Genomic DNA, 25,943 nt, shown 5'->3' with positions numbered 1-25,943 from the left:
AATTATTCAGCGCCGGCCAGACGCCGGCTTTTAACCCGCACGGCGGCCAAAAGGGGTCGGACCCGCAGGGTCCGACCCCGGCGTCCGGGGTGCGGGTCGACGTCTCAATCAGCCTTCGGCGGTCGCGAGATTCAGATTCAGTTGCGAGCGGCCGGCGTCCTCATGCGTGGTCTTGGCCTTCGGGTGGTGGCGCGCGTACTCCAGCTTGTCGAGGTACTCTTTCGACACGTCGCCGGTGACGTAGACGCCGTCGAAGCACGACGCCTCGAAGTTCTTCAACTCCGGATTCACATCGGAGATGGCACGCTTCAACGACTCGATGTCCTGGTACACCAGGTGGTCGGCGGTGATTTCGCGGCACACTTCCTCGGTGGTGCGGCCGTAGGCGATCAGCTCGTCGCGGGTCGGCATGTCGATGCCGTACACGTTCGGGTAGATCACCGGCGGCGCGGCCGAGGCGAAGATGACTTTCTTCGCGCCCGCTTCGCGCGCCATCTGCACGATCTCGCGGCTAGTGGTGCCGCGCACGATCGAGTCGTCGACCAGCAGCACAACCTTGTCCTTGAATTCAGAGGCGATTGCGTTCAGCTTCTGGCGCACGGACTTCTTGCGCGCAGCCTGGCCCGGCATGATGAAGGTGCGGCCGATGTAGCGGTTCTTGATGAAGCCTTCGCGGTATTCGACGTTGAGCGCCAGCGCCAGCTGGATCGCGGCCGGACGCGACGAATCCGGAATCGGCATGACGACGTCGATCTCGCCGTCCTTGAATTCGCGCTTGATCTTCTCGGCCAGGTACTCGCCCATTTTCAGGCGGGTGGCGTAGACCGAGGCGCCGTCGATGACGGAGTCCGGACGGGCCAGGTAGACGAATTCGAACACGCACGGGTTGAGCGACGGATTGTCGGCGCACTGGCGGCTGTGCAGCTGCATGTCGGCGTCGACGAAGACGCACTCGCCCGGCGCGATGTCGCGCAGGAAGCGGAAGCCCATGCCTTCGAGCGCCACCGATTCGGAGGCGACCAGGTACTCGGCGCCCTGCTCGGTTTCGTTGATTCCCAGGCACAGCGGACGGATGCCGAACGGATCGCGGAAGGCCAGCAGGCCAACGCCGGCGATTTGCGCCACGGCGGCGTAACCGCCCTTCACACGACGGTGCAGCACGGTGACGGCGTCGAAGATGGTGTCGGCGTCGATCGAGATGCCGGTGGTGGCCATATGGATTTCATGGGCCAGCACGTTGAGCAGCACTTCCGAATCGGAGTCGGTGTTGATGTGGCGGCGGTCGTTCTTGAACATCTCTTGCTTGAGCTGTTCCCAGTTGGTCAGGTTGCCGTTGTGCGCCAGCGTGATGCCGAACGGGGCGTTGACGTAGAACGGTTGCGCCTCTTCCTCGCTCGACGAGCCGGCGGTCGGATAGCGGCAGTGGCCGATGCCCGAGTTGCCTTGCAGGGTGCGCATATTGCGCGTGCGGAAGACGTCACGCACCAGGCCATTGGCCTTGTGCATGGCGAACATGCTGCTGTGATTGGTCGCGATACCCGCTGCATCCTGGCCGCGGTGCTGCAGCAGCAGCAAGGCGTCATACAGCAGTTGATTGACAGGTTGATGGGAAACGACGCCGACGATGCCACACATGATGGTGCTCCTGGACTGGGTAATACAGATTAAAGACGCAGATTAAAAACGGTGATGCAATTAAAAGTTCACATGCTGCGCCATCGCAGCGGGAAGGAAGGTCTTGACGAGCCGGGCGCCGGTCTCGGCATACGGGCTGAGCAACGCCTCCTTCCAGAAATCCTGTTGTGGGAGCGACGTCATCCCACACAAGATGACGGCGGTCAGCACGATTACAAGGCCACGGCCGACGCCGAACACGGCGCCGAGCAGGCGGTCGAACAGGCTGAGGCCGCCCGCGTCGAGCAAGGCGCCCAGCGCCATCGACAGCAGCCCCATCAAAATGCGCACGCCGATGAACAAGGCGATAAAGGCCAGGATCAGGCGCAACACCTCGCCCGGCACCACGGCCGGCAACATCACGGCCAGCGCGGCGGCGTAGGCGTTGGCCACGACGAAGGCAACCACCCAGCCGGCCAGCGACAGCACTTCCTTGACCAGCCCGCGCAGCATGCTGATGATGACCGACGTGACCATCACGAAGATCACCAGATAATCGAAAATCGTCACGTCAGGCGGCCTGGATCAAACCGTTTCCAGGCGGCCGCTCAGGCCCATGCCGCTCAGCTTTGCGCGCACCTTTTCCGCCTCTTCCTTGTTCGTGAACGGCCCCACGCGCACGCGGGTGATCTCGCCGGAAGGTGTTTTCTGCGTGAACGAGCTGATTCCTGCGTCCTTCAGCTTTTTGCGCAGCTCGTCCACCTTGCCCTGGTCGCTCAGCGCGGCCACTTGCAGCACGAATTTCTGGCCGGACTCCGCTGTGGCGGCGGCCGGCTTGGCGGCGCCCTTGCCTTCCAGGATGGCCAGCGCGCGCGCGTCTTCGGATGTCTTGTCGGACGCCGGCTTGGCCGCCGCCTTCGCGTCGGCCAGTTTGCGCTCGGCATCGGCCTTGGCTTTTGCTTCGGCCTTGGCCTCGGCCAGTTTGCGTTCGCCTTCGCGCTTGCGCTCGGCATCCAGCTTGGCTTTGGCCTCAGTCTCGGCCCGGGCTTTGGACTCATGCTCGGCCTTGGCTTTGGCCAGCGCCTCGGCCTTGGCTTCCGCCTTGGCCTTGGCTTCTGCCTTCAGATCGGCCTGGGCTTCGGCTTCCTGCCGGGCGTTGTCGGCCTTGATGACCTCCTCGGCGGACGGCGCGGCCGCGACAGCGGGTTTGCCCGGCTTGACGTCATCGACGATTTCTTCCTTGCTATCGAGGGCGGCGCTGGCGGGGACGGCGGCGGCGGGCGCGCGGACGGCGGCGGACGGCTTATCCTTGGCCGGAATCTTGATTTCTATGTCGGATGCCAGCGGACGGGGCTCCGAATCGAGCACCATCGGCAAGCCGACGGCGACGGCCAGCGCCAGCGCGATGGCGCCGACCAGGCGGCGGCGCGCGCGTTTCTTTTCCGGCAACACCGGATCGTCCGCCTCGCGGTCCTTGGCGCGGCGCGACTTGGCCGGACCGTCGGCCGACGAGGCGCGCTTGGAGCGCGCGCGTTCGGCGGCGGCCTGATCATCCGCGCTGGTGTAATAGCCGCTGTCCTGACCGGCGGTCTCTTGCTTGTTTTTACCGAATTTCGAGAACAAGCCCATGCGTGATTTCAGTCCTGTGCGTTCAATGGAGTGAGGATTTTCTCGCCGCCATGACGCCTGCGACCGTGAGGAAAGATCCAAAGACCACAATTCTATCATTCTCCCCGGCCCGGCTCATCGCATTTGCAAAGGCGGCGGCCGGATCGTCGAAGATATTGATGGTGCGTTCAGACTTTTCAGCTTGCACAATTTGCACCTTCGCCGCCAGTTCCGAGGCGCTGGCCGCGCGCGGCGACGGCAGATTCGCCAGGCACCAGTGGTCCACATGCTCGGACATGGCGGCGATGACGCCGTCGATATCCTTGTCGTGCATGGAGCCGAACACGGCGTACGTGTACGGGTGGAAGCCCATATTGCCCAGGTTCTGGTTCAGCGCCGAAGCCGCGTGCGGATTGTGGGCGACGTCCAGGATCACCGTCGGGCGGCCCGGCAGGACCTGGAAGCGGCCCGGCAGCTCCACCGTGACCAGGCCGGTGCGCACTTCCTGCGCGCCCACCGGCAACTCCAGCTTGAGCGCCTCCAGCGCGGCCAGCACGGCGCTGGCGTTGAGGATCTGGTTGGCGCCGCGCAGGCTCGGATAGGCCAGCGAATTGCGGCGTTGCGAGCGGCCGCCGTAGTTCCACTGCTGCTTGTCACCGGAGTAATTAAAATCGCGGCCCATCAGCCACAGGTCGGCGCCGATGGCCTCGGCGTGGTCGATCAGCGACTGCGGCGGCACCGGATCGGAGCAGATCGCCGTCTTGCCGGCGCGGAAAATGCCGGCCTTCTCGAAGCCGATCTTCTCGCGCGTGTCGCCCAGGTAGTCGGTGTGGTCGATATCGACGCTGGTGACGATGGCGACGTCGGCGTCGACGATGTTGACGGCGTCAAGGCGCCCGCCAAGGCCAACCTCGAGGATGACGACATCCATGCCCGCGCCGGCCAGCAGCTTCATGATGGCCAGCGTGGTGAATTCGAAGTAGGTCAGCGGGGTGTCGCCGCGCGCCGCCTCGACGGCGTTGAAGGCGTCGACCAGCACCTCGTCGCTGGCCAGGTCGCCGTTGATCCGCGCGCGCTCGTTGAAGTCGAGGAAGTGCGGCTTGATGTACAGGCCGACCTTGTAGCCGGCGCGCAGCAGCACCGATTCGAGCATGGCGCAGGTCGAGCCCTTGCCGTTGGTGCCGGCCACCATGATGACGGGGCAGCTAAAGCTCAGCTGCAAGCGTTCCTTGACGGCGAGGACGCGGTCCAGGCCCATGTTGATGACGGTTTCGGCATGGCGCGATTCGATCAGCGCAAGCCAGGCGGGCAAAGTGGTTGGGAGGTTCGACATGATGTGACTCTGAAAATGGCAACGGCGCGCAGGCCGGATGATATCCGATTGCGCGCCGCTCTGCCGGGCATTGAAGCTGGCAATATTTCTTAAGCGATAACTTCGGCCGGCTGGTTTTGCAGCAAGGCCATCAGGCGGGCGATTTCTTCGCGCATCTTGCGGCGGTCGACGATCATGTCGACGGCGCCCTTGGTGACCAGGAACTCGGAGCGCTGGAAACCTTCCGGCAGCTTCTCGCGCACGGTGTTTTCGATCACGCGCGGGCCGGCGAAGCCGATCAGCGCCTTCGGCTCGGCGATGACGACGTCGCCCATGAAGGCGAACGAGGCGGACACGCCGCCCATGGTCGGATCGGTCAGCACGCTGATGAACGGCAGCTTCTTCTCGGACAGCTTGGTCAGCATGGCGGTGGTTTTCGCCATTTGCATCAGCGACAGCAGGCCCTCTTGCATACGGGCGCCGCCGGTGGCGGTGATGCAGATGAACGGCACTTTCTGTTCCAGCGCCACTTGCGCGCCGCGCACGAAGCGCTCGCCGACCACGGAGCCCATCGAGCCGCCCATGAATTCGAATTCGAAGCAGGCCACGACGACGGGCATGCTCATGATGGCGCCGCCCATGACGATCATGGCGTCGGTCTCGCCGGTGGCTTCCATGGCCTGCTTGAGGCGGTCGGGGTATTTCTTGCTATCTTTGAACTTCAGCGTATCGACCGGCAGCGTGTCCATGCCGATTTCATAACGTCCGCCGGCGTCGAACAGGCTGTCGAGGCGTTCGCGGGCGCGGATGCGCATGTGGTGGTCGCATTTAGGGCAAACATGCAGGTTCGATTCCAGATCGGTGCGGTACAGGACGGCTTCGCACGATGGGCATTTGACCCACAGGCCCTCTGGCATCGTCTTGCGGGCGGCAACGTCGGAACGCTGGATTCTTGGGGGCAGCAGTTTTTCCAACCAACTCATAAATTCTCCTTGCAGCTAACTTGTGGCCGAAGTGTAGCCGTTTCTTGTACGCCTGTCGAACATTGCAATACAATAATTTTTAGCTTTCGTCATGGAATTCGCGGGGATTTAGAGGGAATCCCCTACTGCCATCGTCTCGGTTTCATCGTCGGTCGCAGGCATCTCTATCGTCACTTTGTACTTCGCGCGAGCGATATGACGCAGATATGTTTCGATTACACGTTCAGGCGGCAGTCCAACCTCATCTCCAATTTGCTTGAAATAATTGATGGCATCGTTAGACAAACCGATAGTCAGCTCGCGTCCGATCTGCCTGGCGATATGGTTGGCGACAGGAACACTTTTTGATAGATCCAACTCGTCGTTACACATAGTTTCCTCATTGATAAATTTTCAGTTCAGCTTTGTTCGCCTTACGAGCTGATATGAGGCGTACGACATCAGCGCCTCGATAACAATGACTTACCAGCAACAGCCGTCCACGGTAACTTATTCCTAGCGCGAGGTATCTGGGTTCGTCGTCCGAATGTGCGAGGTCCAGTCGCAGTTTCATTGCAAAGTCGTAAAAAACAGTCGTGGCCTCGTCAAAAGTGACGCCATGTTTACGAAGGTTGGATTTGGCCTTCTGCTCATCCCATTCAAAGCGCACGACCGCTCCCCTTCAACATAGTCAGTACTTAACTATGTATCAAGGTGAGCGGTCGTAATTTGATGATGGCCAAGCGGCCGGAGGGTGTAACGGTCGCCTGATCAGGCGTCGAGGGCGCTGCGGATGTCGCTCACGAAGGCTTGCACGGCGGCGACGGAACCTTCCTTGCCGTGCTTTTCGATCTCCTGCACGATGCGGCTGCCGATGACGACCGCGTCGGCCACCTCGGCCACGGCGCGCGCGGTGGCGCCGTCGCGGATGCCGAAGCCCACGCCGATCGGCAAGCTCACGTGCTTGCGGATTTCCTTCAGGCGCTCGGCCACCTGCACCGTGTCGATATTGCCGGCACCGGTGACCCCCTTGAGCGAAACGTAATAGCTGAAGCCGCCACCGACCTTGGCCACCTGCTGGATGCGTTCTTCGGTCGAGGTCGGCGCCAGCAGGAAGATCAGATCGAGCTCGGCCGCGCGCATCGCGGCGGCGAATTCTTCGCACTCCTCCGGCGGGTAATCGACCACGATGGCGCCGTCGGCGCCCACTTCCTTCGATTTGGCGATGAAGGCGGCCGCGCCGATGCGCTCGATCGGATTCGCATAGCCCATCAGCACCACCGGCGTGGTCTGGTTGGTCTTGCGGAATTCGGCGACGTACTCGAACACGTCGCGGATGCCGACGCCGAACGCCAGCGCACGCTCGCAGGCGCGCTGGATGACCGGGCCTTCGGCCATCGGATCGGAGAACGGCACGCCGAGTTCAAGGATGTCGGCGCCGCCCGCGACCAGCGCGTGCATCAGTGGAACGGTCTGCTCGGGGCCGGGATCGCCGGCGGTGATGAAGGTGACGAGCGCGGTTTTATTGGCCGCCTTCAGGGCGGCAAAGGTTGGTGCGATTCTGGACATGGTTTTCTCTATTCTCAATGTGGAGTTGAAACCCGCACTGCCAAACAGGGGTCGTACCCTGCGGGTACGACCCCGGGCCACGGGTTGCGGGTTGGCGGCTCAGCTGAAGTTGAGTCCCATCCGCTCCGCCACGGTGTGCATGTCCTTGTCGCCACGGCCCGACAGGTTGGCCAGAATGATCTGATCTTTCGGCAAGGTCGCCGCCAGCTTCACCGCGTACGCCAGCGCGTGCGACGACTCCAGCGCCGGGATGATGCCCTCGATATGGCAGCAATCGTGGAAGGCCTTGAGCGCCTCGTCGTCGGTGATGGAGACGTACTCGGCGCGGCCGATATCCTTCAGGTACGCGTGCTCCGGTCCCACGCCCGGATAATCCAGGCCCGCCGAGACCGAATGCGTTTCGATGATCTGGCCGTTCTCGTCCTGCAGCAGGTATGTGCGGTTGCCGTGCAACACGCCCGGATAGCCCTTGGTCAGCGACGCCGCGTGCTTGACGCCGTCCAGCCCCTCGCCCGCCGCCTCGACGCCGATCAGGCGCACCTGCTTCTGGTCGATGTAGGGATAGAAAATGCCCATCGCGTTGGAACCGCCGCCGATGCAGGCCATCACGTAGTCCGGCTGGCGGCCGGTCATTTCCGGCATCTGCACCAGGCATTCCTCGCCGATCACCGACTGGAAGTCGCGCACCAGCATCGGATACGGATGCGGGCCGGCCACGGTGCCGATGATGTAGAAGGTGTTCTCGATGTTGGTGACCCAGTCGCGCATCGCCTCGTTGAGCGCGTCCTTGAGCGTTTTGGAGCCGGACTCGACCGGAACGACCGTCGCGCCCAGCAGCTTCATGCGGTAGACGTTCTGCGCCTGGCGCTTGACGTCCTCGCTGCCCATGTAGACCACGCATTCGAGGCCGAAACGGGCGCAGATGGTGGCGGTGGCGACGCCGTGCTGTCCAGCGCCGGTTTCGGCGATGACGCGCGGCTTGCCCATGCGCTTGGCCAGCAAGGCCTGGCCAATGACGTTGTTGATCTTGTGGGCGCCGGTGTGGTTCAGGTCTTCACGCTTGAAGTAGATCTGCGCGCCGCCGGCCAGCTCGGACCAACGCTTGGCGTGGTAGATCGGCGACGGACGGCCGACGAAGTGCTTCAGTTCATAGCGGAATTCTTCGAGGAATTCCTGGTCCTTGCTGTAGCGCTCGTAGGCTTCGTTCAGCTCGGCCAGCGCGTAGGTCAAGGTTTCGGCGACGAAGGAGCCCCCATACGGGCCAAAGTGGCCGCTGGCGTTGGGCAGTTCGTAGTCTTTGGCGTGGAACAGGGGCGCGGCTGCGCCGATCTCAGGTAGTGCTTTCATGGTGGGTTTCGCTTTCAATCATGTCATCTCCGGCCCGCACCGCCGCGACGAAGGCGGCGATCTTGCGGGCGTCCTTGATCCCCTTTGACGCTTCGACACCACTGCTGATGTCGACGGCGTAGGGGCGTACACCGACCACCGCGTCAGTCGCGTTGTGTACGCTCAAGCCACCACTTAAAACGACCCGAGGCGCGAGATCTTTTGGAATGAGAGACCAATCAAAACCCTTTCCTGCGCCACCGTAGGCGTCCACATATGTATCCAGCAACAAACTGGTGAACAAGGGACTGGCGGCGCGGCATAGTTGTTCGTATTCTAGCAAATCGGACGGCGAGGTGTCGGGTTTGACGCGAAACACCCGCATGAACTGTCGCCCGCAGGCGGCGGCGATAGCGGCCGACTGTTCCACCGTCTCGTCGCCGTGCAGCTGGATCAGCGAGACCGGCGCCACTTTGACGACGGCGGCAACCTCCTCCGGAGGGGCGTTGACGAACAGCCCGGTGCAGGTGATGAACGGCGGTACGGCGGCGATCAGCGCGGCGGCCTGCTCGGGCGTGACGTAGCGCGGGCTTTGGGGATAGAACACGAAACCGATCGCGTCGGCGCCGGCGGCCACCACGGCCTGCACGTCTTCCACGCGGGTCAGGCCGCAGATCTTGATACGGGTGCGTGGCATGCAATGTTTCCTTTTTAGAACCAAGGAAGCGCGCTGGTGGTTTCCAGCGGCAGTTCCCATTTCGGGTCGTAGTCGATTTTAGCCAAATATAGGCCGTCCGGCATGAAGGTGGGCGCGGCGGCGTGGCGGTCCTTGGTTTCCAGTAGGTGGCCCAGCCATTCCGGCTGTTCGCGTCCGGTGCCGATGTAGACCAGCGAACCGACCAGGTTGCGCACCATGTGGTGCAGGAAGGCGTTGGCGGTGATGGTGAACACCACCAGCTCGCCGACGCGCTTGATCTGGATGTCGTGCATCAGCTTGACCGGCGACTTCGCCTGGCATTGCGCGGCGCGGAAGGCGGTGAAGTCGTGCCAGCCGATCAGCGGCTGGACGGCTTGCTGCATCAGTTCGACGTCGAGCGGGCGGAAGCAGAAGCCGGCACGGCCTTCCAGCAACGGCGAGCGGGTCGGATTGTTGTACAGCACGTAGTGGTAGGTGCGGGCGCGGGCGCTGAAACGGGCGTGGAAGAAGTCGTTAACCGTCGGGTCGCCCGGCAGTTCCTTGGCCCAGCGCACGGCAATCGACGGCGGCAGGAAGGCGTTGACGCCGCGCACCCAGGAATGGGCGTCGCGGGTTAGGTCGGTGTCGAAATGGACCACTTGTTCGAGCGCGTGCACGCCGGTGTCGGTGCGGCCGGCGCAGGTGGTGGCCAGGCGCACCGTGGCAAATTTTTCCAGCGCCTGTTCCAGCTTGTCCTGGACCGTGTGGCCGTCTTCCTGTTTCTGGTAGCCGTGCCAGGCGGTGCCGTCGTACTGGACGCCGATTGCTATCCGTTTCAATTGCTGCCCGAGGTGATGTTTGAGGCTGGCATTATATCGTAGGGGCGGTCGCGGCATTCGGTGCGGCCGCGCGCCCCGGTGTTCAAACCGGCGTCAGCGCCGTCGATGATCACGTAGGGCGGATTAGGCGGAACGCCGTAATCGGCCATGCATGCGCCGCCGACGGCTCACCCATGGCCGATTACGCTGCGCTAATCCGCCCTACGTGCCTCCGTGTTCATTTTGACGTCGACGCACACAATGGTTTGTGCGGATTTCGGCCATTGCGGGCGGCATCGTCCGGGATCACGTAGGGCGGATTAGGCGGAACGCCGTAATCCGCCACGCCGTAACAGCCGGCTTACCCCAGTTGCGCTTTCATGGCGTTGGCTTTGGCGATCTGGTCGTCGCTGCCGCCGCGCAGCACTTCGTCCAGCAGCTCGCGCGCACCTTCCTTGTCGCCGATTTCCTGGTAGGCGATGGCCAGGTCGAGCTTGGTGTCCATCTCCATGTGGTGCGCCGACAGGGTGTCGTCGCGGCCGGAAGCGGCAGCCGGCTCAGCCGCTGCAGCGCCTGCCGCCGCCCCCGCCGCCGCGCCGGTGAACTCATTGTCCAGATCGAGGTTGATGTCAGACAGGTCGAATTCGCGCGCCGGGGCTGGCGCGGCCGTGATCGTTTCCGCGTCTTCCGGCAACTCCAGCGGCTCATCGAAGTCCATGGCCTTCGGATCGACCTTCGGCGGCTCGGTCAGGGCCGGCACTTCGGGAATGTCGAAGCCCATGATGTCCATGTCCAGCGGATCGGTGCCGGCCGCCGGCACGCGCTCCGCCGGCTTGGCGGTCTCGGCCGTATCCTCCGGCAGATCCAGGCTGAAGTCCATGCTCGGGTCGTCGGCCGGCGCCGCAGCGGCCGCCGGCGCGGAGGCGGCAGGCGCATCGAAGGCCAGATCGAACGGATCGTCGGCCGGCTCTTCACGGGCCGGCGCCGGCATCTCGATCGGCGCCTTGGCGCTGGCGACCGGTTCGAAGCTCATGTCGCCCAGGTCGAAGTCCATCAGGTTGTCCGATTGCGCGGCCACCGAGGCCGGAGATACCGACGCGTCGGCCGGTTGCGGCAGCGCCGTTTCCATGTCGTTCAGATCGCTGCCGAAGTCCATGGCGTTGTCGCGGGCCGACGTGGCGGGCGCATCCAGGCCCAAGTCCAGATCGAGGCCGCCGGCGCCGGGCTCGGCGGCCGGCCGCTCGGCGCCGAAATCGTCGCCGGTGCCAAAATCGTTGGCCGAATACGCCGAGGCGGCGGCAGCGGCGGCCACCGCGCCGGCCGCGACCGGCACTGCGGCGGCCGACATGGCCGCGCCGCCGGCGCCGTCGGGCGCCGCCGAATACAGCGGATTGGTCGGATCGATCGACTGGCCCATGGCCGACGCTTGCGCCCACTCGTCGCCTTGGCCGCGCGTCATCGAATACAGCTCGGACGCCTGGCTTTCGAAGGCGCGCGCGTCCTTGCGGGTGGCGTAGATTTCCAGCAGCTTCAGGCGCACGGGATGGCGCTCGGGGTGCGTGCGCAGCGCTTCCTTGAGGATGTCCTCGGCCTGCGCGTCGCGGCCGTAGGCGATGTAGACGTCGGCTTCGGCGACCGGATCGACCTCGTTGGTGTCGAGCTGGCTGGCCGATGGCGCGAAGTTGGAGTTGAATACGCTGTTGTTGGTATCGACGTTCTGGGCGCCGGCCTCGGTGATGAACGGCTGTATCGGCGTGGTCGGGTCGGGCGGCATGACGATCTCGCCCGGCACCACGACGAATTTCTTGCTCTTGCGGCGGCGCGCCAGGATGATGCCGTAGACCAGCGCCAGCAACGCGGCGACAGCCAGGCCGACCAGCTGGATGTTATCCATCATCACTTCGTACCAGCTCGGCTCGACCGGCTTCCTCGGCGGCACGGCCAGGGTGCGCTTCGGTTTCGGCGCCTCGGCCGGCGTGGCGACAGGGGCCGGAGCCGGCGCGGCGGCCGGCGGAGCGACCGGCGCTGCAGCGACGGGCGGCTTCTCGGCGACCGTCTTGTTCTTCACCGCCATCAGCTTTTCAAGGTCGTTGACGTTCTTTTCCAATTCCTTGACGCGGGCGGCCGCTTCATCCACCTGCTTTTGCTTGGCGATGTTTTCTTCCGCCGCCACGCCCGTCTTGCCCGCGGCCGGCGCGGTGGCCGTCGATTTGGACAAGGTCAGCTTGTCCCTGGCCTCGTTGACGGCGTTCGGTTTTTCCTCGACCTTGGCGGTGATCTTGCCCTTGACGTTTTGCGTCGTCTCCGCTTCCTTGGCCGGCGTGCTGTTGGCGACCTGGCCGGCCAGCTTGGCGCGGTAGGCGTTGAAATCGACCGCGTGCGCGACCACCACGCCGCGCGCCTCGCCGTCGGGGACGATGGAGCGCACGGCGCCCGAATCGGGCACCTTCAGGATCTGGCCCGACTTCAGGCGGTTCATGTTATTGCCGGAGAACGCCTCCGGGTTGGCGCGGTACAGCGCCACCAGCATCATGTCCAGCGAAATGTCGCCCGGCTTGACCTGGCTGGCGATGCGGCTCAGGTTGTCGCCTTTTTTCACGACGTACTGCTCGGTCGACTTTTTGGCGGGCTGCGGCCTGGCCGCCGCCGGGGCGGCCGGCGCCGGATTTGCGCTCGTGCTTGCGGCCGGCGCGGAGGCGACCGGCGCGTTCGGCGCTGTCGCGGCCGGGGCATTGGCCTGGCGGCTCAGATCGACCGGCGCGGCCACTTGCGGCGAATTGGCCGAGCGCATGTCCGGCGGGTCGAGCAGGAAGGTGTATTCGCGCACCATGCGGCCGCCGTTCCACTTCAGTTCCAACAGCATGTCGACGAAGGGTTCGTTGACCGGCTGGGTGGACGAAACGCGGATCAATTGACGGCCGTTGCGCTGTTCCACCTCGAAGCGCAGCGACGTCAGCGCCGGATTGAAATCGATATTGGCGGTGCGGAACGCATCGGCCGATGCCAGTTGGGCGACCAGGCCGCTGGCTTCCTCGGGCGTGACGGCGGTCAGCTCGATTTCCGCCCGCAGCGGCTGGCCCAGCGACGACAGGACGGTCAGCTTGCCAAGTCCGGCGGCGTTCGCGGCGGCGGACAACAACACCGCACCGGCGACCGCGCTGGTGAGTGTTTTCAACGCGAACGAAACGATGCTGGTGCGATGGGTGAAGGGCATAGTGGGCGGCAGTAGGTTATCAGAGGGAAAATGTTACTTTCCCGGATATATCAACATATCACCATGCACATGAGCATGCAAGCTTTGCACGCCGTTTCTCAAGTGATACATGAGGAGTTGTCAGGTCTGTGCCTAATTTGGAGCAAAAAAGGGGTTTTCCCTATGAGAGCACATAGAGAAAACCCCTTCTCGCCAACACTGCGGCGCAAGCGTGGTGTGGGGTCGTACCCTCTTGGGTACGACCCCTGCCACGCTTTGCGGGTTACTTGTCCAGCACGATACGCAGCATCCGGCGCAGCGGTTCGGCCGCGCCCCACAGCAGCTGGTCGCCGACGGTGAAGGCCGACAGGTAATCGTCGCCCATGCTCATCTTGCGCAGGCGGCCGACCGGAATCGTCAGGCTGCCGGTGGCGGCGGCCGGCGACAGGTCCGTGACCGACGCTTCGCGCGTGTTCGGCACCACTTTGACCCACTGGTTGTTGGAAGCGATGATGTCGTGGATCTCGTCGATCGGCACGTCCTTTTTCAGCTTGATGGTCAACGCCTGCGAGTGGCTGCGCATTGCGCCGATGCGCACGCACAGGCCGTCGACAGGGATAGCCTTCGAGCCGAAGTCCGCGCCCAGGCCGAGGATCTTGTTGGTCTCGGCGCCGCCCTTCCACTCTTCCTTCGACTGGCCGTTGCCCAGGTCCTTGTCGATCCAAGGGATCAGGTTGCCGGCCAGCGGGGCGCCGAACTGCTTGGTCTCTTCGGCCGACAGGCCGTGTTGCGTCGCCAGCACCTGGCGGTCGATTTCCAGGATGGCGGAAGCCGGATTGTCCAGCAGCGCCTTGACCGACGAGTTGATCGTGCCGAACTGGGTCAGCAGCTCGCGCATGTGCTGCGCGCCGCCGCCAGAGGCCGCCTGGTACGTCATCGAGGTCATCCACTCGACCAGATTGTGCTGGAACAGGCCGCCCAGGCCCATCAGCATGCACGACACGGTGCAATTGCCGCCGATGTAGTTCTTCACGCCCTTGCCCAGCGCGTCCTTGATGACGTGCAGGTTGACCGGGTCGAGCACGATGACAGCGTCTTTTTCCATGCGCAGGGTCGACGCGGCGTCGATCCAGTAGCCGTTCCAGCCGGCCGCGCGCAATTTCGGGAACACCTCGGTGGTGTAGTCGCCGCCCTGGCACGAGATGATGATCTCGCACTTTTTCAGTTCGTCGATATCGGTCGCGCTTTTCAGTTTGGTTTCATTCTTCGCCATCTTCGGGGCGTCGCCGCCCGGGTTCGACGTCGTGAAGAACACCGGTTCGATGTGGGCGAAATCGCCCTCTTCCTGCATGCGCTGCATCAGGACCGAACCGACCATACCGCGCCAACCTACCAAGCCTACGAGTTTCATTTTTTATCCTTTGAATTGTTTAAGCCAGAGCCTTGACGACCGCGTTGCCCATCTCCTCGGTGCCCACCTTGCTGGTGCCCGGTTCGAAGATGTCGGCGGTGCGCAGGCCCTGCGCCAGCACGGACTTGACGGCGGTCTCGATGCGGTCGGCCTGCTCGTTCTTGTTGAAGGTGTAGCGCAGCATCATCGCGGCCGACAAAATCGTCGCCAGCGGATTGGCGATGCCCTTGCCGGCGATGTCCGGCGCCGAACCGTGCGACGGCTCGTACAGGCCCTTGTTGTTGGCGTCGAGCGAGGCCGACGGCAGCATGCCGATCGAACCGGTCAGCATCGCCGCGCAATCGCTCAGGATGTCGCCGAACATGTTGCCGGTGACGATGACGTCGAATTTCTTCGGCGCGCGCACCAGTTGCATGGCGGCGTTGTCGACATACATGTGGTCGAGCGCGACGTCCGGATATTCCTTATGGACGTCGGTGACGATGTCCTTCCAGAACTGGAACGTCTCCAGCACGTTGGCCTTGTCGACGCTGGTCAGGCGCTTGCCGCGCTTTTGCGCGGCCTGGAACGCCACGTGGGCGATGCGGCGGATTTCGCCTTCGGCGTAGCGCATCGTGTCGAAACCCTCGCGCTGGCCCTTGAACGGACCGTCCGGGCACTCGCGCACGCCGCGCGGCTGGCCGAAGTAGATGTCGCCGGTCAGTTCGCGCACGATCAGGATGTCCAGGCCGGAGACCACTTCAGGCTTCAGGGTCGAGGCGCCGGCCAGTTCCGGATACAAAATCGCCGGACGCAGGTTGCCGAACAGGCCCAGGTTCTTGCGCAGGCCGAGGATGGCCTGTTCCGGACGCAGCGCGCGTTCCAGCGTGTCGTACTGGTAGTCGCCGACGGCGCCGAACAGGACCGCGTCGGAGGCCTTGGCCAGCGCCAGGGTGGCGTCCGGCAGCGGATGGCCGTGGGCGGCGTAGCCGGCGCCGCCGACGGGGGCGGTCTCCAGCTCGAACGATTCGCCCAGCACATTGAGGACCTTGACGGCTTGGGCGACGATTTCCGGGCCGATACCGTCGCCCGGGAGGATTGCGATTTTCATGGTGATTTTCGAGATTAGATGACGTTAGCCAACCAAGGTTGGTTTGCCAGATGGCGCTCTTCGAATTCGCGGATGGTGTCGGCGTGGCGCAGGGTCAGGCCGATATCGTCGAGTCCGTTCATCAGGCAGTATTTGCGGAAGGCGTCGATCTCGAAGGGATAGGAGACGCTGCCATTGCTGGTGGAAATGCGCTGCTGCTCAAGGTCGACCACCAGACGGTATCCGGGGAAGGCCTTGACTTCGTTGAACAGATGATCGATCTGCGCTTCAGGAATCACGATGGGCAGCAAGCCGCTCTTGTAGCAGTTGTTGAAGAAGATGTCGGCGAACGACGGCGCGATGATGGCGCGGAAGCCGTACTGGTCAAGCGCCCACGGCGCGTGCTCGCGCGAGGAGCCGCAGCCGAAGTTCTTGCGGGTCAGCAGGATCGAGGCGCCCTGGTAGCGCGGCTCGTTGAGCACGAAATCCGGATTGAGCGGACGCACGCTGTTGTCCATGCCGGGCTCGCCGTGGTCGAGGTAGCGCCACTCGTCGAACAGGTTGGGGCCGAAGCCGGTGCGATGGATGGACTTCAGGAATTGCTTCGGAATGATGGCGTCGGTGTCGACGTTGGCGCGGTCGAGCGGGGCCACCAGGCCTTCGTATATCGTAAATTTATCCATGATCTCGTTCGGGTTGTGCGACGGCGGACCGTCGCGGCCCGCCGTACTGCGGTTATTTTTTGGTCGAAGCGCCTTCCAGCGACTCACCGACTTTTTTCACGTCCTTGCCGAAGCCGTTGACTGTGTTGCAGCCAGTCAGGATCAACGCGATGATGGACAGGGCGAATAGTTTTTTCATGTTGGACTCTCGTCTGGACAGTTATTGTTATCGTCACCGGATTCGCGGATCACGCTAAACCCGTAAACCTGGGGTCTGACCCCGAGGGGTCAGACCCCGCCCGGCAGTGCGGGTTACTCAGCGCAAAGCCCGCACATCCACAAAGTGACCGGCGATACCGGCGGCGGCGGCCATCGCGGGCGACACCAGATGGGTGCGTCCGCCCTGACCTTGGCGTCCTTCGAAATTACGGTTGGAGGTCGATGCGCAGCGCTCGCCCGGTTCCAGGCGGTCGGCGTTCATCGCCAGGCACATCGAGCAGCCCGGCTCGCGCCATTCGAAACCGGCGTCCTTGAAGATGCGGTCCAAGCCTTCGCGCTCGGCCTGGTCCTTGACCAGTCCCGAACCCGGCACCACCATCGCCAGCTTGACGTTCGACGCCCGCTGCTTGCCGCGCACGACGGCGGCGGCCGCGCGCAAATCCTCGATGCGCGAGTTGGTGCACGAGCCGATGAAGACCTTGTCGATGCGGATGTCCTCGATGGCCGTGTTCGGCTTGAGGTTCATGTAGACCAGCGCCTTTTCCATCGCGTCGCGCTTGACGCTGTCTTTTTCCTGGTCCGGGTCCGGCACGCGGCCGTCGATCGACGTCACCATCTCCGGCGACGTGCCCCAGGTGACCTGCGGCTTGATCTCGGCGGCGTCGAGCGTGACGACCAGGTCGAACCTGGCGCCGGCGTCCGAATGCAAGGTGCGCCAGTAGTCGACCGCGCGGTCCCAGTGCGGGCCCGCCGGCGAGAACGGACGGCCCTTGACATAGTTGATCGTGGTGTCGTCGACGCCGATGATGCCGGCGCGCGCGCCCGCCTCGATCGCCATGTTACAGACGGTCATGCGGCCTTCCATCGACAGCGCGCGGATGGTCGAGCCGCCGAATTCGATACAGTAACCGGTGCCGCCGGCCGTGCCGATCTTGCCGATGATGGCCAGCACGACGTCCTTGGCGGTGACGCCGGTCGGCAGCGGGCCGTCGACCTGCACCAGCATCGCCTTGGATTTCTTTTGCAGCAGGGTTTGCGTGGCCAGCACGTGCTCGACCTCGGAGGTGCCGATGCCGTGCGCCAGCGCGCCGAAGGCGCCGTGGGTCGACGTGTGCGAGTCGCCGCAGACGACGGTCATGCCCGGCAGGGTGGCGCCCTGCTCCGGCCCGATCACGTGGACGATGCCCTGGCGCTTGTCGTTCATGTTGAAATAGGTCATGCCGTAGGACTTGGCATTGTTGTCCAAGGTTTCGACCTGCAGGCGCGAGACCGGGTCGGCGATGCCGTCGGCGCGCGAGGTGGTCGGCACGTTGTGGTCGGCCACGGCCAGGTTGGCCGACAGGCGCCACGGCTGGCGGTTGGCGGCGCGCAGGCCGTCGAAGGCCTGCGGGCTGGTCACTTCGTGCACCAGGTGGCGGTCGATATAGAGGATGGTGGTGCCGTCTTCCTCGGCCTTGACCACGTGCGATTCCCAGAGTTTGTCGTAAAGCGTCTTCATCATGATGTGTGCTGACTGCGGCTGCCTGTGTGAGTGATCCACTTCGATTATGCCATATTGTGCAATGCGATAGCGACCGCCGCCATCTGGCCTCGTGAGCCGATGCGGTTCCGCCTACCGATACACGTTTTATGACTCCTTTTAGAAAATTGTTGCATTCAACCCGCACACCGTAAAAGGGGTCGTACCCCTTGGGGTACGACCCCGCGACGGATCGCCGTGCGGGGTACTAAAAAATCACGAAAAAAAAGCCTGCGTGAACGCAGGCTTTTGGTGTCTGTGGTCTAGTCTTCGGACTAGGCCGCCATGCGTACACTTCCCCTGCATCCGTCCATTAGGAACGATAGGCCCACCACTAGCACCAGTTCGCCCTCGGCCGAGCGCGCGGTGCCGGTGATGCCCTCGACCGTAATCGCGGTCATCGGTTTGATGACCAGGTCGGCGGTACCGTCGACCGCTTCCACCGCCAGAATATACGGCTGTGGCGCGGCGACAACAATACCGACCTTCTCGCGGCAGCTCTCGTAGCCGAGCGAATCGGCCAGCGAGCGCACCGGCAGCGGACGGCCCTGGTCCTTGAGGACCGGGGCGCCGCCCACTTCCATGAACACGTCCGGCAATTCCACCACGCGCTGCACCACGGCCATCGGCAGCGCCAGCGCGGCGCCCGAGGTCGAAACCAGCATGGTCGGCACGATCGACAACTCGATCGGCAGACGGATGGCGAACTTGGTGCCCTTGCCCAGCGCCGATTCGATGTGGATGGCGCCGCGGTTCTTCTCCACGGCGGTCTTCACCACGTCCATGCCGACGCCGCGGCCCGACACGCTCGAGGCCACTTCCTTGGTCGAGAAGCCCGGCAGGAACACCAGCTGGAAGCATTCGTCGTTGGTCAAATTGGCCGACTCGCTGATCAAGCCCTTCTGCTGGGCCTTGGCGCGCAACACCACCGGGTCCATGCCCTTGCCGTCGTCCTGCAGCACGATCATGACGCTGTTGGCTTCCTGCCATGCCTTGAGCGAGATGAACGACTTGGCCGGCTTGCCCGCCGCCAGGCGATCTTCCGGCGACTCGACGCCATGGTCCAGCGAGTTGCGCAGCATGTGCACCAGCGGATCGTACAGGCTGTCGACGACCACGCGGTCCACTTCGGTCTCGGCGCCCTCGATGGTCAGTTCGACGTCCTTGCCCAGGTCCTTGGCCAGCTCACGCACCAGGCGCGGGAACTTCTGGAACAGGCGGCCGACCGGCTGCATGCGCGTCGCCAGGGTGGCGCGCTGCAGTTCGGTCGAATAACGCGACGCCCGCTCCAGCGTTTCCGCCAGGGTGGCCATCAGGGTCTGGGCCTGGCCCTCGAATTTGAATTGCAGCAGGCGCTCGAGCAGCACGGCGGCCTGGTTGGCGGCCTGCACCGATTCGCCCGCCACTTCCAGCAAGGCATCCAGTTTAACAGCATCGACGCGGATCGACTCTTCTTTGGCCGGGGCGGCATGTGGACGCTCTTCGCGTTTTTCCGGCGCGTCGCGCTTGGCCGGGGCGGCCACGGCGGTGCCGGCGACGGCGGCGGGCGCTGCGGCGGCCGGGGCTGGCGCCGGAGCAGCCGCTGCGGCGGCGACAGGCGTGGCAGCCACAGGCGCGGCCGAAACGGCCGGACGGGTGTAGCTGCCGGCCGGCATCACGGTTTCATACATGCCTTCCCAGTCGAGGCCGTCCTCGGAGGTGATCGACACGGCGGCGGCAGCCACCGGCGCGGCGGCTGGCGCGGCCACGGGGGCGGGCGCCGGCGCCGGCGCGGCGGCCGGGGCCGGGGCGGAGGCGCCGGTCTTGCCTTCGATGGCGTCGGTCAGGATCACTTCCAGGTCGTGCGGCATCGGCGCCAGGCTGTGCGGCTCGGCGCCGTTGTTCAGTTCGGCGAGCTGGTCGGCCACGAAGCCGGACGCCTGCAGCGCCGCCTCGATCGCGATCGGCGTCACCGGCGCGGCGCCGGTGCGCAGCGCGTCGAACAGGTTTTCGGTCAGGTGGCAGGCCGCGACCATCGCCGGCAGGCCCATGAAACCGGCGCCGCCCTTGATGGTATGGAAGGAACGGAACACCGCGTTCAGTGTCTCTTTGTTGTCGGGGTCGCGTTCGAGCCGCAGCAAGTGCTCTTCAACGTTGACCGCCAGATCCATCGCCTCGACGACGAAATCCTTCAGCATATCGTCCATTAGAATCCCAGATCAGCAAGCAGGTCGTCGACATTGTCCTGGTTCAGCGCCACGGCCGGAGCCGAAGGGCCGGACATCAGGGACACTTCTTTTTGCGCGATTTTCTCGCGTACCGCCGGCGGCGCGTTGTCGCGCAGCAGTTCTGCCAGTTCGTGCTCCACCGTCTTGGTGATGTTCACGACCTTCTTGATCAGTTGACCAGTGATGTCCTGGAAGTCCTGGGCCATCATAATTTCGAGCAAACGGGCTTTTTCGGCCTCGGTGGCGGCCGACACGGCCACGGCGAAGGCTTGCGAGTCGCCGGCGAGCTGCTTGAACTGGTCCAGGCTGAGCTTGCCCGCGAACAGGTCGGCCCAGCGGTTTTCCATTTCCTTCGATTTCTTCGACAAGGTGTCCTGCTCGGGCATGCCCTCGTCGAGCGTGTTGAGCACCTTGTTGGCGGCCTGCTCGGTCAGGGTGGCGACGTATTCCAGGCGGTCCTGGGCGTCGTTGATCTGCGACGAGGCCTCGGTCAGCGCCTTGTCGTAGCCCAGCTCGCGCAGCGAATCGTGCAGCAGGCGCACGATGCCGCCGAGGCGCTCGAACATCGGCTTGTCGCCGCCCTCCTCGGCCTCGCCACCTTCGGCAGCGGCGGCTGCCGGCGCGGGAGCGGGCACGGCGGCGGGTGCTGGGGCGGGCGCCGCGGCGGCCGTCGACGACACTTGGTCGAACAGGCTTTCCAGGTCGTCTTCCGCGGCGGCGGGTGCGGGGGCAGGCGCTGGAGCGGGCGCTGCGGTCTTGCTCTGAGCGGACACTTCTTCAAATAATGCGTCGAAATCATCAGCGGCGTTGGTCATAATCCCTGCTTCTCCATAATTTGTAAAATTGCTGCCCTCAACCCTGCGTATTGATGACGCTCGGCAATAAAAAGCACTTATGCGAGTGTAGCAGGGCAACATGGAATTATTCAATCCCGGCGTCGGTCGGTTGCCCTGTTCTCCGTCTCAAAGCCTTGTTTCGTTGTATTTGGAGATACTATCATCGGATACATTGCCAAAGGGAGCATAAAAGACACAAACGAAGAGCATAGGTAGTGCTTCTGTGCAAATAAGCCGCCAAGCAACTGTGAACAAGTGTTAAAACGGCCGCCGGCGGTCACGGAAACAGCTTTTATTTGCGATTTTATTTGATCAACATCAAGTCTTTCCTTACTAACAATACTGTAATTCGCGACTACAATGAGAAGTAGGCCGCGTCGAACAAGGAGGCTCGCCATGTACCGCAAAATCCTGATCACCACCGACGGCTCGGCCGTGTCGAGCAAGACCGCCTGCGCCGGCGTGGCGTTGGCCGAACAGCTCGGCGCCGAAGTGCTGGCCCTGTTCGTCGCGCCCGAGTACCAGTACCCGATCTACGTGGAAATCATCCCGCCCAGCTATCCGAGCGAGGACGAATACCGCGCCGCCATGCTGCGCGCCGGCAAGGAGCACACAAAGGATGTGGTGGCCTCCTGCGCGCGGCGCAACGTCCGTTGCGAGGCGCTGACGACGTTTTCCGAGAGCGCGGCGCTCAAGATCGTCGACGTGGCGGAAAACCACGCCTGCGACCTGATCTTCATGGGCTCGCACGGGCGCAGCGGCTGGGGTCAACTGCTGTTGGGCAGCGTAACCAACAAGGTCTTGTCGCACTCGCGGATCCCGGTGCTGGTGCACCGCTTGATCAAAGAGCCGGACCACAAATAATAGGCGGCCGATGCGCATCTGTAGTAAGATCGCAAGATTAATTCAAACACAACAGTATTTACTTTAGGTCACTTGAGATAGCTTCTTTATGATTCGAATAGTCATCGCGGACGACCACACCATCATGCGTGAGGGGCTTAAGCGCATCCTCGACGGCGCCCCCGACATCGACATCGTGGGCGAGGCGATCGACGGCTTCGAAGTGCTCGGCCACGTGCGCCAGGGCGGCTTCGACCTGCTGCTGCTGGACCTGTCGATGCCCGGGCGCAGCGGCGTCGACCTGATCCGCCAGATCAAGGCCGAGGCGCCCAAGCTGGCCATCCTGATCCTCACCATGCACGAAGAGGAACAGTACGCCGTGCGCGCCATCCGCGCCGGCGCCCAAGGCTACCTGACCAAGGAGAGCGCCGGCACCCAGCTGGTGGGCGCGATCCGCAAGGTCGCCTCCGGCCGCCCCTACATCAGCACCGAGGTGGCCGAGCAATTGGCGCTCAATATCATGATGCCCAACGAGTCGCTGTTGCATAAACAGCTGTCGGACCGGGAATTCGAGGTATTTTCTTTGTTAGTCGCCGGAAAATCCATCACCGAGATCGCCAACAGCCTGCACCTGAGCGTCAAGACCGTGAGCACCCATAAAACCCGCATCATGCAGAAGATGGGCATGAACTCGCTCTCGGAGATGGTCCAATATGCCGTGGCGCATCGTTTGTTGTCCCCCTTCAAAACCTGACAGGCGAACGGATCAGTAGGAGTCCTCCTACATCCGTGCGCTGACGCCTACTCCCATATTCAGCCATTGCTGATATCTATCTCCTCCCTCTGTTGGCATACTGAAACCACACGATTGATGCTGCAAGGCTACATGCAAGCAGCGAGATGCCGTACGGCACAGTTGCTGTACAAAATGCCAAGCAATCAACCGCCCCGGCCTAACGAACAGAGTTACCTGATCAGGAGATCAACATGCTGTCAACGCAAACGTCTGAAATTCGCCCAGTCACCACCACGACGATGCAATCCTCGTCGATGGAAGCAGGCCGCCAGCGTCAGGGGCGGCTCTGGTCGAACCTGAAGGAGGTCTGCGACCTGCTGCACATTCCCGCAGCCGTCTCGGTCTCGACCGAGGAACTGCTGTTCCAGCATGTGCAGTTCAAGACCGGCCAACGCATCCACACGATCGGCCAGCCGTTCGACACCTTGTACATCGTCAACTCGGGCTTCCTCAAGACCGTGCTGATCGACGAGTTCGGCAACGAACAGGTGCTCAGCTTCCCGATGAAGGGCGACATGCTCGGCGTCGACGGCATCCACACCCGCCACTACTCGTCAGAGGCGGTGGCGCTGTCGGACTGCGACCTGATCCTGCTGCCGTTCAAGAAGCTCACCGCCCTCGGCCGCGTGCACCTGGAGCTGGAAAACATGATGTACGGCGTCATGAGCCGCGAGCTGGTGCGCGAGCAGGCCATGATCGGCATGCTCGGCGCGCTCAGCGCCGAGGCGCGCGTGGCGCGTTTCCTGGTGTCGCTGGCGGACCGTTTCGCGCAGATGGGCTATTCGAGCAAGCTGTTCAACCTGCGCATGACCCGCCACGAGATCGGCAGCTACCTGGGCCTGACCCTGGAGACGGTCAGCCGCACCCTGTCGGCCTTCAACGAAATCGGCCTCATCAGCGTGGACCAGCGCACCATCGGCATCAAGGACCCGGAGGCGCTCAAGACCTTGCGGCGCCTGCCGCCGTCGCGCACCCGCGCCAAACAACTGGCCGCGGCCAAGAGCAAGGCGGGCGAGGCGGTCACGCCCGGCCAGCTGCTCGCCGCGCTGTAGGCCGCACCAGGCAATCACCCAGCCTTGGGCCCGGCCTCCCCGCCGGGCTTTTTTTTGCCTGCCAACCCGCACTGCCAGCCGGGGTCGTACCCCTTGGGGTACGACCCCTCAGTGGTCACGCCGGCGTATCGCTGACAGCACATGGGTCGCACCGCGCGCCGCCGCAAACCGTACCTCACTTTCATTTCAAATAAGGCTTGCATTCCGTCCCGCCTTCCACAATAATGAATGCAAATACGAATCATTCTTATTTAAAGGAGAAACGACGATGACCACGACCTTGCCGATGTCCATGCCCCTCGCGCAGCCAGCCCGCCCTTCCCACGCCGTGGTGTCCTCGGCGGTCTCGCCCGTCAAGCGCGTCAACAGCGCCGGCCTGATGGAGGGCGGCCGCGAACTCGAGATCGAACACGCCGGCCGCGTCTACCGCCTGCGCGTCACCCAGCTCAACAAGCTGATCCTGACCGCCTGATTGCGTCCGTTCAACCCTTTTGCTTGCCCCGGGCGCCGCCGCGCCCACTCCCCGAGTCGCCAGCCACACGCCAGCCGCACTCCCAATTCGACCCAGGAGCGTTTGATGGCCATAGACCGTAGCAATCCGATTTTTCTCGCCCCGCCACAGGGATCGGGTGGACACAATCCCGAACTGATGCTGTCCGCCGTGCTGCATCTGATGTCGCACTACACGGCCGGCGGCGACGCGGCCGGCGGCTGCGTCAAGCTGGCCTCGGTGATCGAACGCCACCTGAAGGCGCTGGCCAGCCTGCCGGACCTGGCGCCGGTGCTCAGCGCCACCTGCCAGCAGCTGTCCGAGCAGTGGGCCACGGTGGTCGAACGCAATATGCACGAGCAGGAGAAGACCAACTTCCTCAGCCGCATCATGGCGCGCGCGCGCAGCACGCCGGCCACCGCCTGAGGAGACGACCAGATGTGCGAAAAACACGATCCGCTGGCGGCCATCGTCGCCGCCGCCATGCCACGCCTGGGCACTGCCAATCCGGTCCAGGCCCAAGCGCAGCCCGGCGCCGACCTGCAAACTGCCCGCCAAGTCGTCAAGCCGGTCATCAGCAACATCGCCAGCATCCTCGCCGGCGAGCCGGAGGCGCAAACCTCGCGCCGCCGCCGGCTGTGGGAGCTGGGCCACGCCTGCCATTGCCCGCTGGTCGGCGTCGGCTTCCCGCTGGGCGTGCTGCGCAAGCTGGTCGACAAGGTTACTAGCGGAAAAGTCGTGGCCGACGATTACGAGGTGCACGTGGGCGCGGTCACCGAATGCGCCAACCGCAACCGCCTGTCCGAAGCGCTGCAAAAGGAACTGGAACGGCGCTACGCGGCCGTGCTGCTGCGCTTCCGTGGCGCCAAGACGACCGAGCAGGTGGGCGAGCTGTGGCGTACCGCAGTGGCCAACGGCGACGTCGCCGGCGCCTTCTGGGCCGGCCTGACGCATCCGCGCTGCAGCAGCGAGCTCGAAGAGCAAATGTGCCGCGACCTGCACATGGTGCAACACCAGGCTGGCGCCTGCGTGCGCGCCGACATCAGCAAGTTCAACGCCACCCTGGCCGAGAACGCGCGCCTGACGCACGACCTGGGCAAGGCCCAGCAACGCGCCGCCGCCCTGCTGGCCGACAAGAGCGCCGACGCCGAGCGCCACGCGACGCAACTGATGCAGCTGCGCGCGCAACTGGTGGGCAAGGACAGCATGATCGACTCGCTGCGCACCGAGCTTGAACAATTGCGCGAATCGATCCCGGGCCTGGAGACGCGCGCCAAGCTGGCCGAGCGTCTGGCCCAGATGGACGAGCGCGAGCGCGCGCTGCGCCAGCAGATCACCGAGCTCAAAACCGAAGCGCTGCGCGCGGTCGAACCGCCGGCGCCGATCCACGAGGAAACGCGCCAGGTGGTCGAGCACGTCATGAAAATGCCGCTGCGCCTCAGCGACCGGGCCGTGCTGTGCGTGGGCGGACGCTCGGGCAACGTCGCCACCTACCGCGAGCTGATCGAGCAGCAAGGCGCGCAGTTCGCCCACCACGACGGCGGCCTGGAGGACAACGCCAACCGGCTCGACGCCAGCCTGGCGGCGGCCGACCTGGTGATCTGCCAGACCGGCTGCATCAGCCACAGCGCCTACTGGCGGGTCAAGGACTATTGCAAGCGCACGGGCACGCGCTGCGTGTTCATCGACAACCCCAGCATTTCGAGCCTGGCGCGCGGCCTGGAGCAGGCCGGCGCCGAACCGTAACGCCACCCGGCGCGA

26 protein-coding genes are annotated in these 25,943 nt (G+C 63.9%); 6 read left to right on the top strand and 20 right to left on the bottom strand.

Translation table 11 applies throughout. From position 1 onward, the window contains the following. Window positions 1-108: 108 nt before the first annotated feature. The 20 genes from purF to NHH88_09730 all read right to left on the bottom strand — a co-directional run bounded on the left by purF (window position 109) and on the right by NHH88_09730 (window position 20,980). Entirely contained in the window at window positions 109-1,635 is a 1,527-nt protein-coding gene (gene purF / locus NHH88_09825) for an amidophosphoribosyltransferase (protein USX16056.1), read from the bottom strand. A 60-nt stretch (window positions 1,636-1,695) separates the two neighbouring features. Then, a complete protein-coding gene (locus NHH88_09820) occupies window positions 1,696-2,184 on the bottom strand; it encodes a CvpA family protein (protein ID USX16055.1) in 489 nt (162 codons plus the stop codon). A 15-nt stretch (window positions 2,185-2,199) separates the two neighbouring features. Continuing rightward, complete coding sequence (locus tag NHH88_09815) at window positions 2,200-3,243, bottom strand: SPOR domain-containing protein (protein USX16054.1); 1,044 nt, start codon at window positions 3,241-3,243, stop codon at window positions 2,200-2,202. Window positions 3,244-3,265: 22 nt separating this feature from the next. Next, window positions 3,266-4,555 (bottom strand): bifunctional tetrahydrofolate synthase/dihydrofolate synthase, encoded by a 1,290-nt coding sequence (gene folC / locus NHH88_09810; protein ID USX16053.1) that lies wholly within the window; start codon window positions 4,553-4,555, stop codon window positions 3,266-3,268. 89 nt (window positions 4,556-4,644) lie between these two features. Beyond that, window positions 4,645-5,517, bottom strand: a complete 873-nt coding sequence (gene accD, locus NHH88_09805) for an acetyl-CoA carboxylase, carboxyltransferase subunit beta (GenBank protein USX16052.1) — start codon at window positions 5,515-5,517, stop codon at window positions 4,645-4,647. A 108-nt stretch (window positions 5,518-5,625) separates the two neighbouring features. Then, entirely contained in the window at window positions 5,626-5,889 is a 264-nt protein-coding gene (locus NHH88_09800; GenBank protein ID USX16051.1) for a hypothetical protein, read from the bottom strand. Window positions 5,890-5,896: 7 nt separating this feature from the next. Continuing rightward, entirely contained in the window at window positions 5,897-6,166 is a 270-nt protein-coding gene (locus NHH88_09795; GenBank protein USX16050.1) for a BrnT family toxin, read from the bottom strand. Between the two features lie 101 nt (window positions 6,167-6,267). Beyond that, window positions 6,268-7,065 (bottom strand): tryptophan synthase subunit alpha, encoded by a 798-nt coding sequence (gene trpA, locus NHH88_09790; protein ID USX16049.1) that lies wholly within the window; start codon window positions 7,063-7,065, stop codon window positions 6,268-6,270. A 99-nt stretch (window positions 7,066-7,164) separates the two neighbouring features. Beyond that, on the bottom strand, window positions 7,165-8,412 hold the full coding sequence (gene trpB / locus NHH88_09785; GenBank protein ID USX16048.1) for a tryptophan synthase subunit beta: 1,248 nt from the start codon (window positions 8,410-8,412) through the stop codon (window positions 7,165-7,167). Continuing rightward, on the bottom strand, window positions 8,396-9,088 hold the full coding sequence (locus NHH88_09780; protein ID USX16047.1) for a phosphoribosylanthranilate isomerase: 693 nt from the start codon (window positions 9,086-9,088) through the stop codon (window positions 8,396-8,398). The genes trpB and NHH88_09780 overlap by 17 nt, the downstream gene beginning before the upstream one ends. 14 nt (window positions 9,089-9,102) lie before the next feature. Continuing rightward, window positions 9,103-9,906 (bottom strand): tRNA pseudouridine(38-40) synthase TruA, encoded by an 804-nt coding sequence (truA, locus tag NHH88_09775; GenBank protein USX16046.1) that lies wholly within the window; start codon window positions 9,904-9,906, stop codon window positions 9,103-9,105. Then, a complete protein-coding gene (locus tag NHH88_09770; GenBank protein USX16045.1) occupies window positions 9,903-10,055 on the bottom strand; it encodes a hypothetical protein in 153 nt (50 codons plus the stop codon). Before NHH88_09770 ends, truA begins: the two co-directional genes overlap by 4 nt. Window positions 10,056-10,246: 191 nt before the next feature. Next, window positions 10,247-13,099: a LysM peptidoglycan-binding domain-containing protein gene (locus tag NHH88_09765; protein USX16044.1), complete on the bottom strand. Its 2,853-nt coding sequence runs from the start codon at window positions 13,097-13,099 to the stop codon at window positions 10,247-10,249. Between the two features lie 262 nt (window positions 13,100-13,361). Next, window positions 13,362-14,489 (bottom strand): aspartate-semialdehyde dehydrogenase, encoded by a 1,128-nt coding sequence (gene asd / locus NHH88_09760; protein ID USX16043.1) that lies wholly within the window; start codon window positions 14,487-14,489, stop codon window positions 13,362-13,364. Window positions 14,490-14,508: 19 nt separating this feature from the next. Continuing rightward, window positions 14,509-15,579, bottom strand: coding sequence for a 3-isopropylmalate dehydrogenase (leuB, locus tag NHH88_09755; protein ID USX16042.1), 1,071 nt, complete (start codon window positions 15,577-15,579; stop codon window positions 14,509-14,511). Window positions 15,580-15,593: 14 nt separating this feature from the next. Next, window positions 15,594-16,241, bottom strand: a complete 648-nt coding sequence (leuD, locus tag NHH88_09750; protein USX16041.1) for a 3-isopropylmalate dehydratase small subunit — start codon at window positions 16,239-16,241, stop codon at window positions 15,594-15,596. A 52-nt stretch (window positions 16,242-16,293) separates the two neighbouring features. Next, the gene (locus NHH88_09745) at window positions 16,294-16,419 is read right to left on the bottom strand and encodes an entericidin A/B family lipoprotein (protein USX16040.1); all 126 of its coding nucleotides are present in this window, start codon (window positions 16,417-16,419) and stop codon (window positions 16,294-16,296) included. A gap of 117 nt (window positions 16,420-16,536) precedes the next feature. After that, complete coding sequence (leuC, locus tag NHH88_09740; protein USX16039.1) at window positions 16,537-17,940, bottom strand: 3-isopropylmalate dehydratase large subunit; 1,404 nt, start codon at window positions 17,938-17,940, stop codon at window positions 16,537-16,539. Between the two features lie 293 nt (window positions 17,941-18,233). Further along, the gene (locus tag NHH88_09735) at window positions 18,234-20,144 is read right to left on the bottom strand and encodes a chemotaxis protein CheA (protein USX16038.1); all 1,911 of its coding nucleotides are present in this window, start codon (window positions 20,142-20,144) and stop codon (window positions 18,234-18,236) included. Next, window positions 20,144-20,980, bottom strand: a complete 837-nt coding sequence (locus NHH88_09730) for a protein phosphatase CheZ (GenBank protein USX16037.1) — start codon at window positions 20,978-20,980, stop codon at window positions 20,144-20,146. Before NHH88_09730 ends, NHH88_09735 begins: the two co-directional genes overlap by 1 nt. Window positions 20,981-21,397: 417 nt before the next feature. On the opposite strand from NHH88_09730, the gene NHH88_09725 reads away from it, so the two are divergent. The 6 genes from NHH88_09725 (at window position 21,398) to NHH88_09700 (ending at window position 25,928) form a co-directional block, all read left to right on the top strand. After that, entirely contained in the window at window positions 21,398-21,865 is a 468-nt protein-coding gene (locus NHH88_09725; GenBank protein ID USX16036.1) for a universal stress protein, read from the top strand. A gap of 88 nt (window positions 21,866-21,953) precedes the next feature. After that, window positions 21,954-22,598, top strand: a complete 645-nt coding sequence (locus NHH88_09720) for a response regulator transcription factor (GenBank protein USX16035.1) — start codon at window positions 21,954-21,956, stop codon at window positions 22,596-22,598. Window positions 22,599-22,894: 296 nt separating this feature from the next. After that, window positions 22,895-23,692, top strand: a complete 798-nt coding sequence (locus NHH88_09715) for a helix-turn-helix domain-containing protein (GenBank protein ID USX17308.1) — start codon at window positions 22,895-22,897, stop codon at window positions 23,690-23,692. A 268-nt stretch (window positions 23,693-23,960) separates the two neighbouring features. Continuing rightward, window positions 23,961-24,164: a hemin uptake protein HemP gene (locus NHH88_09710; GenBank protein USX16034.1), complete on the top strand. Its 204-nt coding sequence runs from the start codon at window positions 23,961-23,963 to the stop codon at window positions 24,162-24,164. A gap of 105 nt (window positions 24,165-24,269) precedes the next feature. Beyond that, a complete protein-coding gene (locus NHH88_09705; GenBank protein USX16033.1) occupies window positions 24,270-24,608 on the top strand; it encodes a hypothetical protein in 339 nt (112 codons plus the stop codon). Window positions 24,609-24,620: 12 nt separating this feature from the next. Next, window positions 24,621-25,928 carry a DUF2325 domain-containing protein gene (locus tag NHH88_09700; GenBank protein ID USX16032.1) on the top strand — a complete coding sequence of 436 codons (1,308 nt, stop codon included), beginning with the start codon at window positions 24,621-24,623 and terminating at the stop codon, window positions 25,926-25,928. The last annotated feature ends 15 nt before the right edge of the window (window positions 25,929-25,943 follow it).

The organism is Oxalobacteraceae bacterium OTU3CAMAD1 (assembly GCA_024123915.1).
In the GTDB taxonomy this organism is placed as follows: domain Bacteria; phylum Pseudomonadota; class Gammaproteobacteria; order Burkholderiales; family Burkholderiaceae_D; genus Rugamonas.
This window is presented reverse-complemented; position numbering and strand designations above follow the sequence as displayed.

What these genes read in the sequence shown, in the direction of transcription:
- NHH88_09735 (USX16038.1), bottom strand. Translation starts at nt 20,144, where the DNA reads ATGGACGATATGCTGAAGGATTTCGTCGTCGAGGCGATGGATCTGGCG.
- NHH88_09725 (USX16036.1), top strand. Translation starts at nt 21,398, where the DNA reads ATGTACCGCAAAATCCTGATCACCACCGACGGCTCGGCCGTGTCGAGC.
- NHH88_09700 (USX16032.1), top strand. Translation starts at nt 24,621, where the DNA reads ATGTGCGAAAAACACGATCCGCTGGCGGCCATCGTCGCCGCCGCCATG.
- NHH88_09720 (USX16035.1), top strand. Translation starts at nt 21,954, where the DNA reads ATGATTCGAATAGTCATCGCGGACGACCACACCATCATGCGTGAGGGG.
- NHH88_09765 (USX16044.1), bottom strand. Translation starts at nt 13,099, where the DNA reads ATGCCCTTCACCCATCGCACCAGCATCGTTTCGTTCGCGTTGAAAACA.
- folC (USX16053.1), bottom strand. Translation starts at nt 4,555, where the DNA reads ATGTCGAACCTCCCAACCACTTTGCCCGCCTGGCTTGCGCTGATCGAA.
- NHH88_09780 (USX16047.1), bottom strand. Translation starts at nt 9,088, where the DNA reads ATGCCACGCACCCGTATCAAGATCTGCGGCCTGACCCGCGTGGAAGAC.
- trpA (USX16049.1), bottom strand. Translation starts at nt 7,065, where the DNA reads ATGTCCAGAATCGCACCAACCTTTGCCGCCCTGAAGGCGGCCAATAAA.
- asd (USX16043.1), bottom strand. Translation starts at nt 14,489, where the DNA reads ATGAAACTCGTAGGCTTGGTAGGTTGGCGCGGTATGGTCGGTTCGGTC.
- NHH88_09710 (USX16034.1), top strand. Translation starts at nt 23,961, where the DNA reads ATGACCACGACCTTGCCGATGTCCATGCCCCTCGCGCAGCCAGCCCGC.
- leuC (USX16039.1), bottom strand. Translation starts at nt 17,940, where the DNA reads ATGATGAAGACGCTTTACGACAAACTCTGGGAATCGCACGTGGTCAAG.
- NHH88_09800 (USX16051.1), bottom strand. Translation starts at nt 5,889, where the DNA reads ATGTGTAACGACGAGTTGGATCTATCAAAAAGTGTTCCTGTCGCCAAC.
- NHH88_09715 (USX17308.1), top strand. Translation starts at nt 22,895, where the DNA reads ATGGAAGCAGGCCGCCAGCGTCAGGGGCGGCTCTGGTCGAACCTGAAG.
- purF (USX16056.1), bottom strand. Translation starts at nt 1,635, where the DNA reads ATGTGTGGCATCGTCGGCGTCGTTTCCCATCAACCTGTCAATCAACTG.
- NHH88_09705 (USX16033.1), top strand. Translation starts at nt 24,270, where the DNA reads ATGGCCATAGACCGTAGCAATCCGATTTTTCTCGCCCCGCCACAGGGA.
- leuB (USX16042.1), bottom strand. Translation starts at nt 15,579, where the DNA reads ATGAAAATCGCAATCCTCCCGGGCGACGGTATCGGCCCGGAAATCGTC.
- NHH88_09745 (USX16040.1), bottom strand. Translation starts at nt 16,419, where the DNA reads ATGAAAAAACTATTCGCCCTGTCCATCATCGCGTTGATCCTGACTGGC.
- NHH88_09815 (USX16054.1), bottom strand. Translation starts at nt 3,243, where the DNA reads ATGGGCTTGTTCTCGAAATTCGGTAAAAACAAGCAAGAGACCGCCGGT.
- trpB (USX16048.1), bottom strand. Translation starts at nt 8,412, where the DNA reads ATGAAAGCACTACCTGAGATCGGCGCAGCCGCGCCCCTGTTCCACGCC.
- leuD (USX16041.1), bottom strand. Translation starts at nt 16,241, where the DNA reads ATGGATAAATTTACGATATACGAAGGCCTGGTGGCCCCGCTCGACCGC.
- NHH88_09770 (USX16045.1), bottom strand. Translation starts at nt 10,055, where the DNA reads ATGGCCGATTACGGCGTTCCGCCTAATCCGCCCTACGTGATCATCGAC.
- accD (USX16052.1), bottom strand. Translation starts at nt 5,517, where the DNA reads ATGAGTTGGTTGGAAAAACTGCTGCCCCCAAGAATCCAGCGTTCCGAC.
- NHH88_09730 (USX16037.1), bottom strand. Translation starts at nt 20,980, where the DNA reads ATGACCAACGCCGCTGATGATTTCGACGCATTATTTGAAGAAGTGTCC.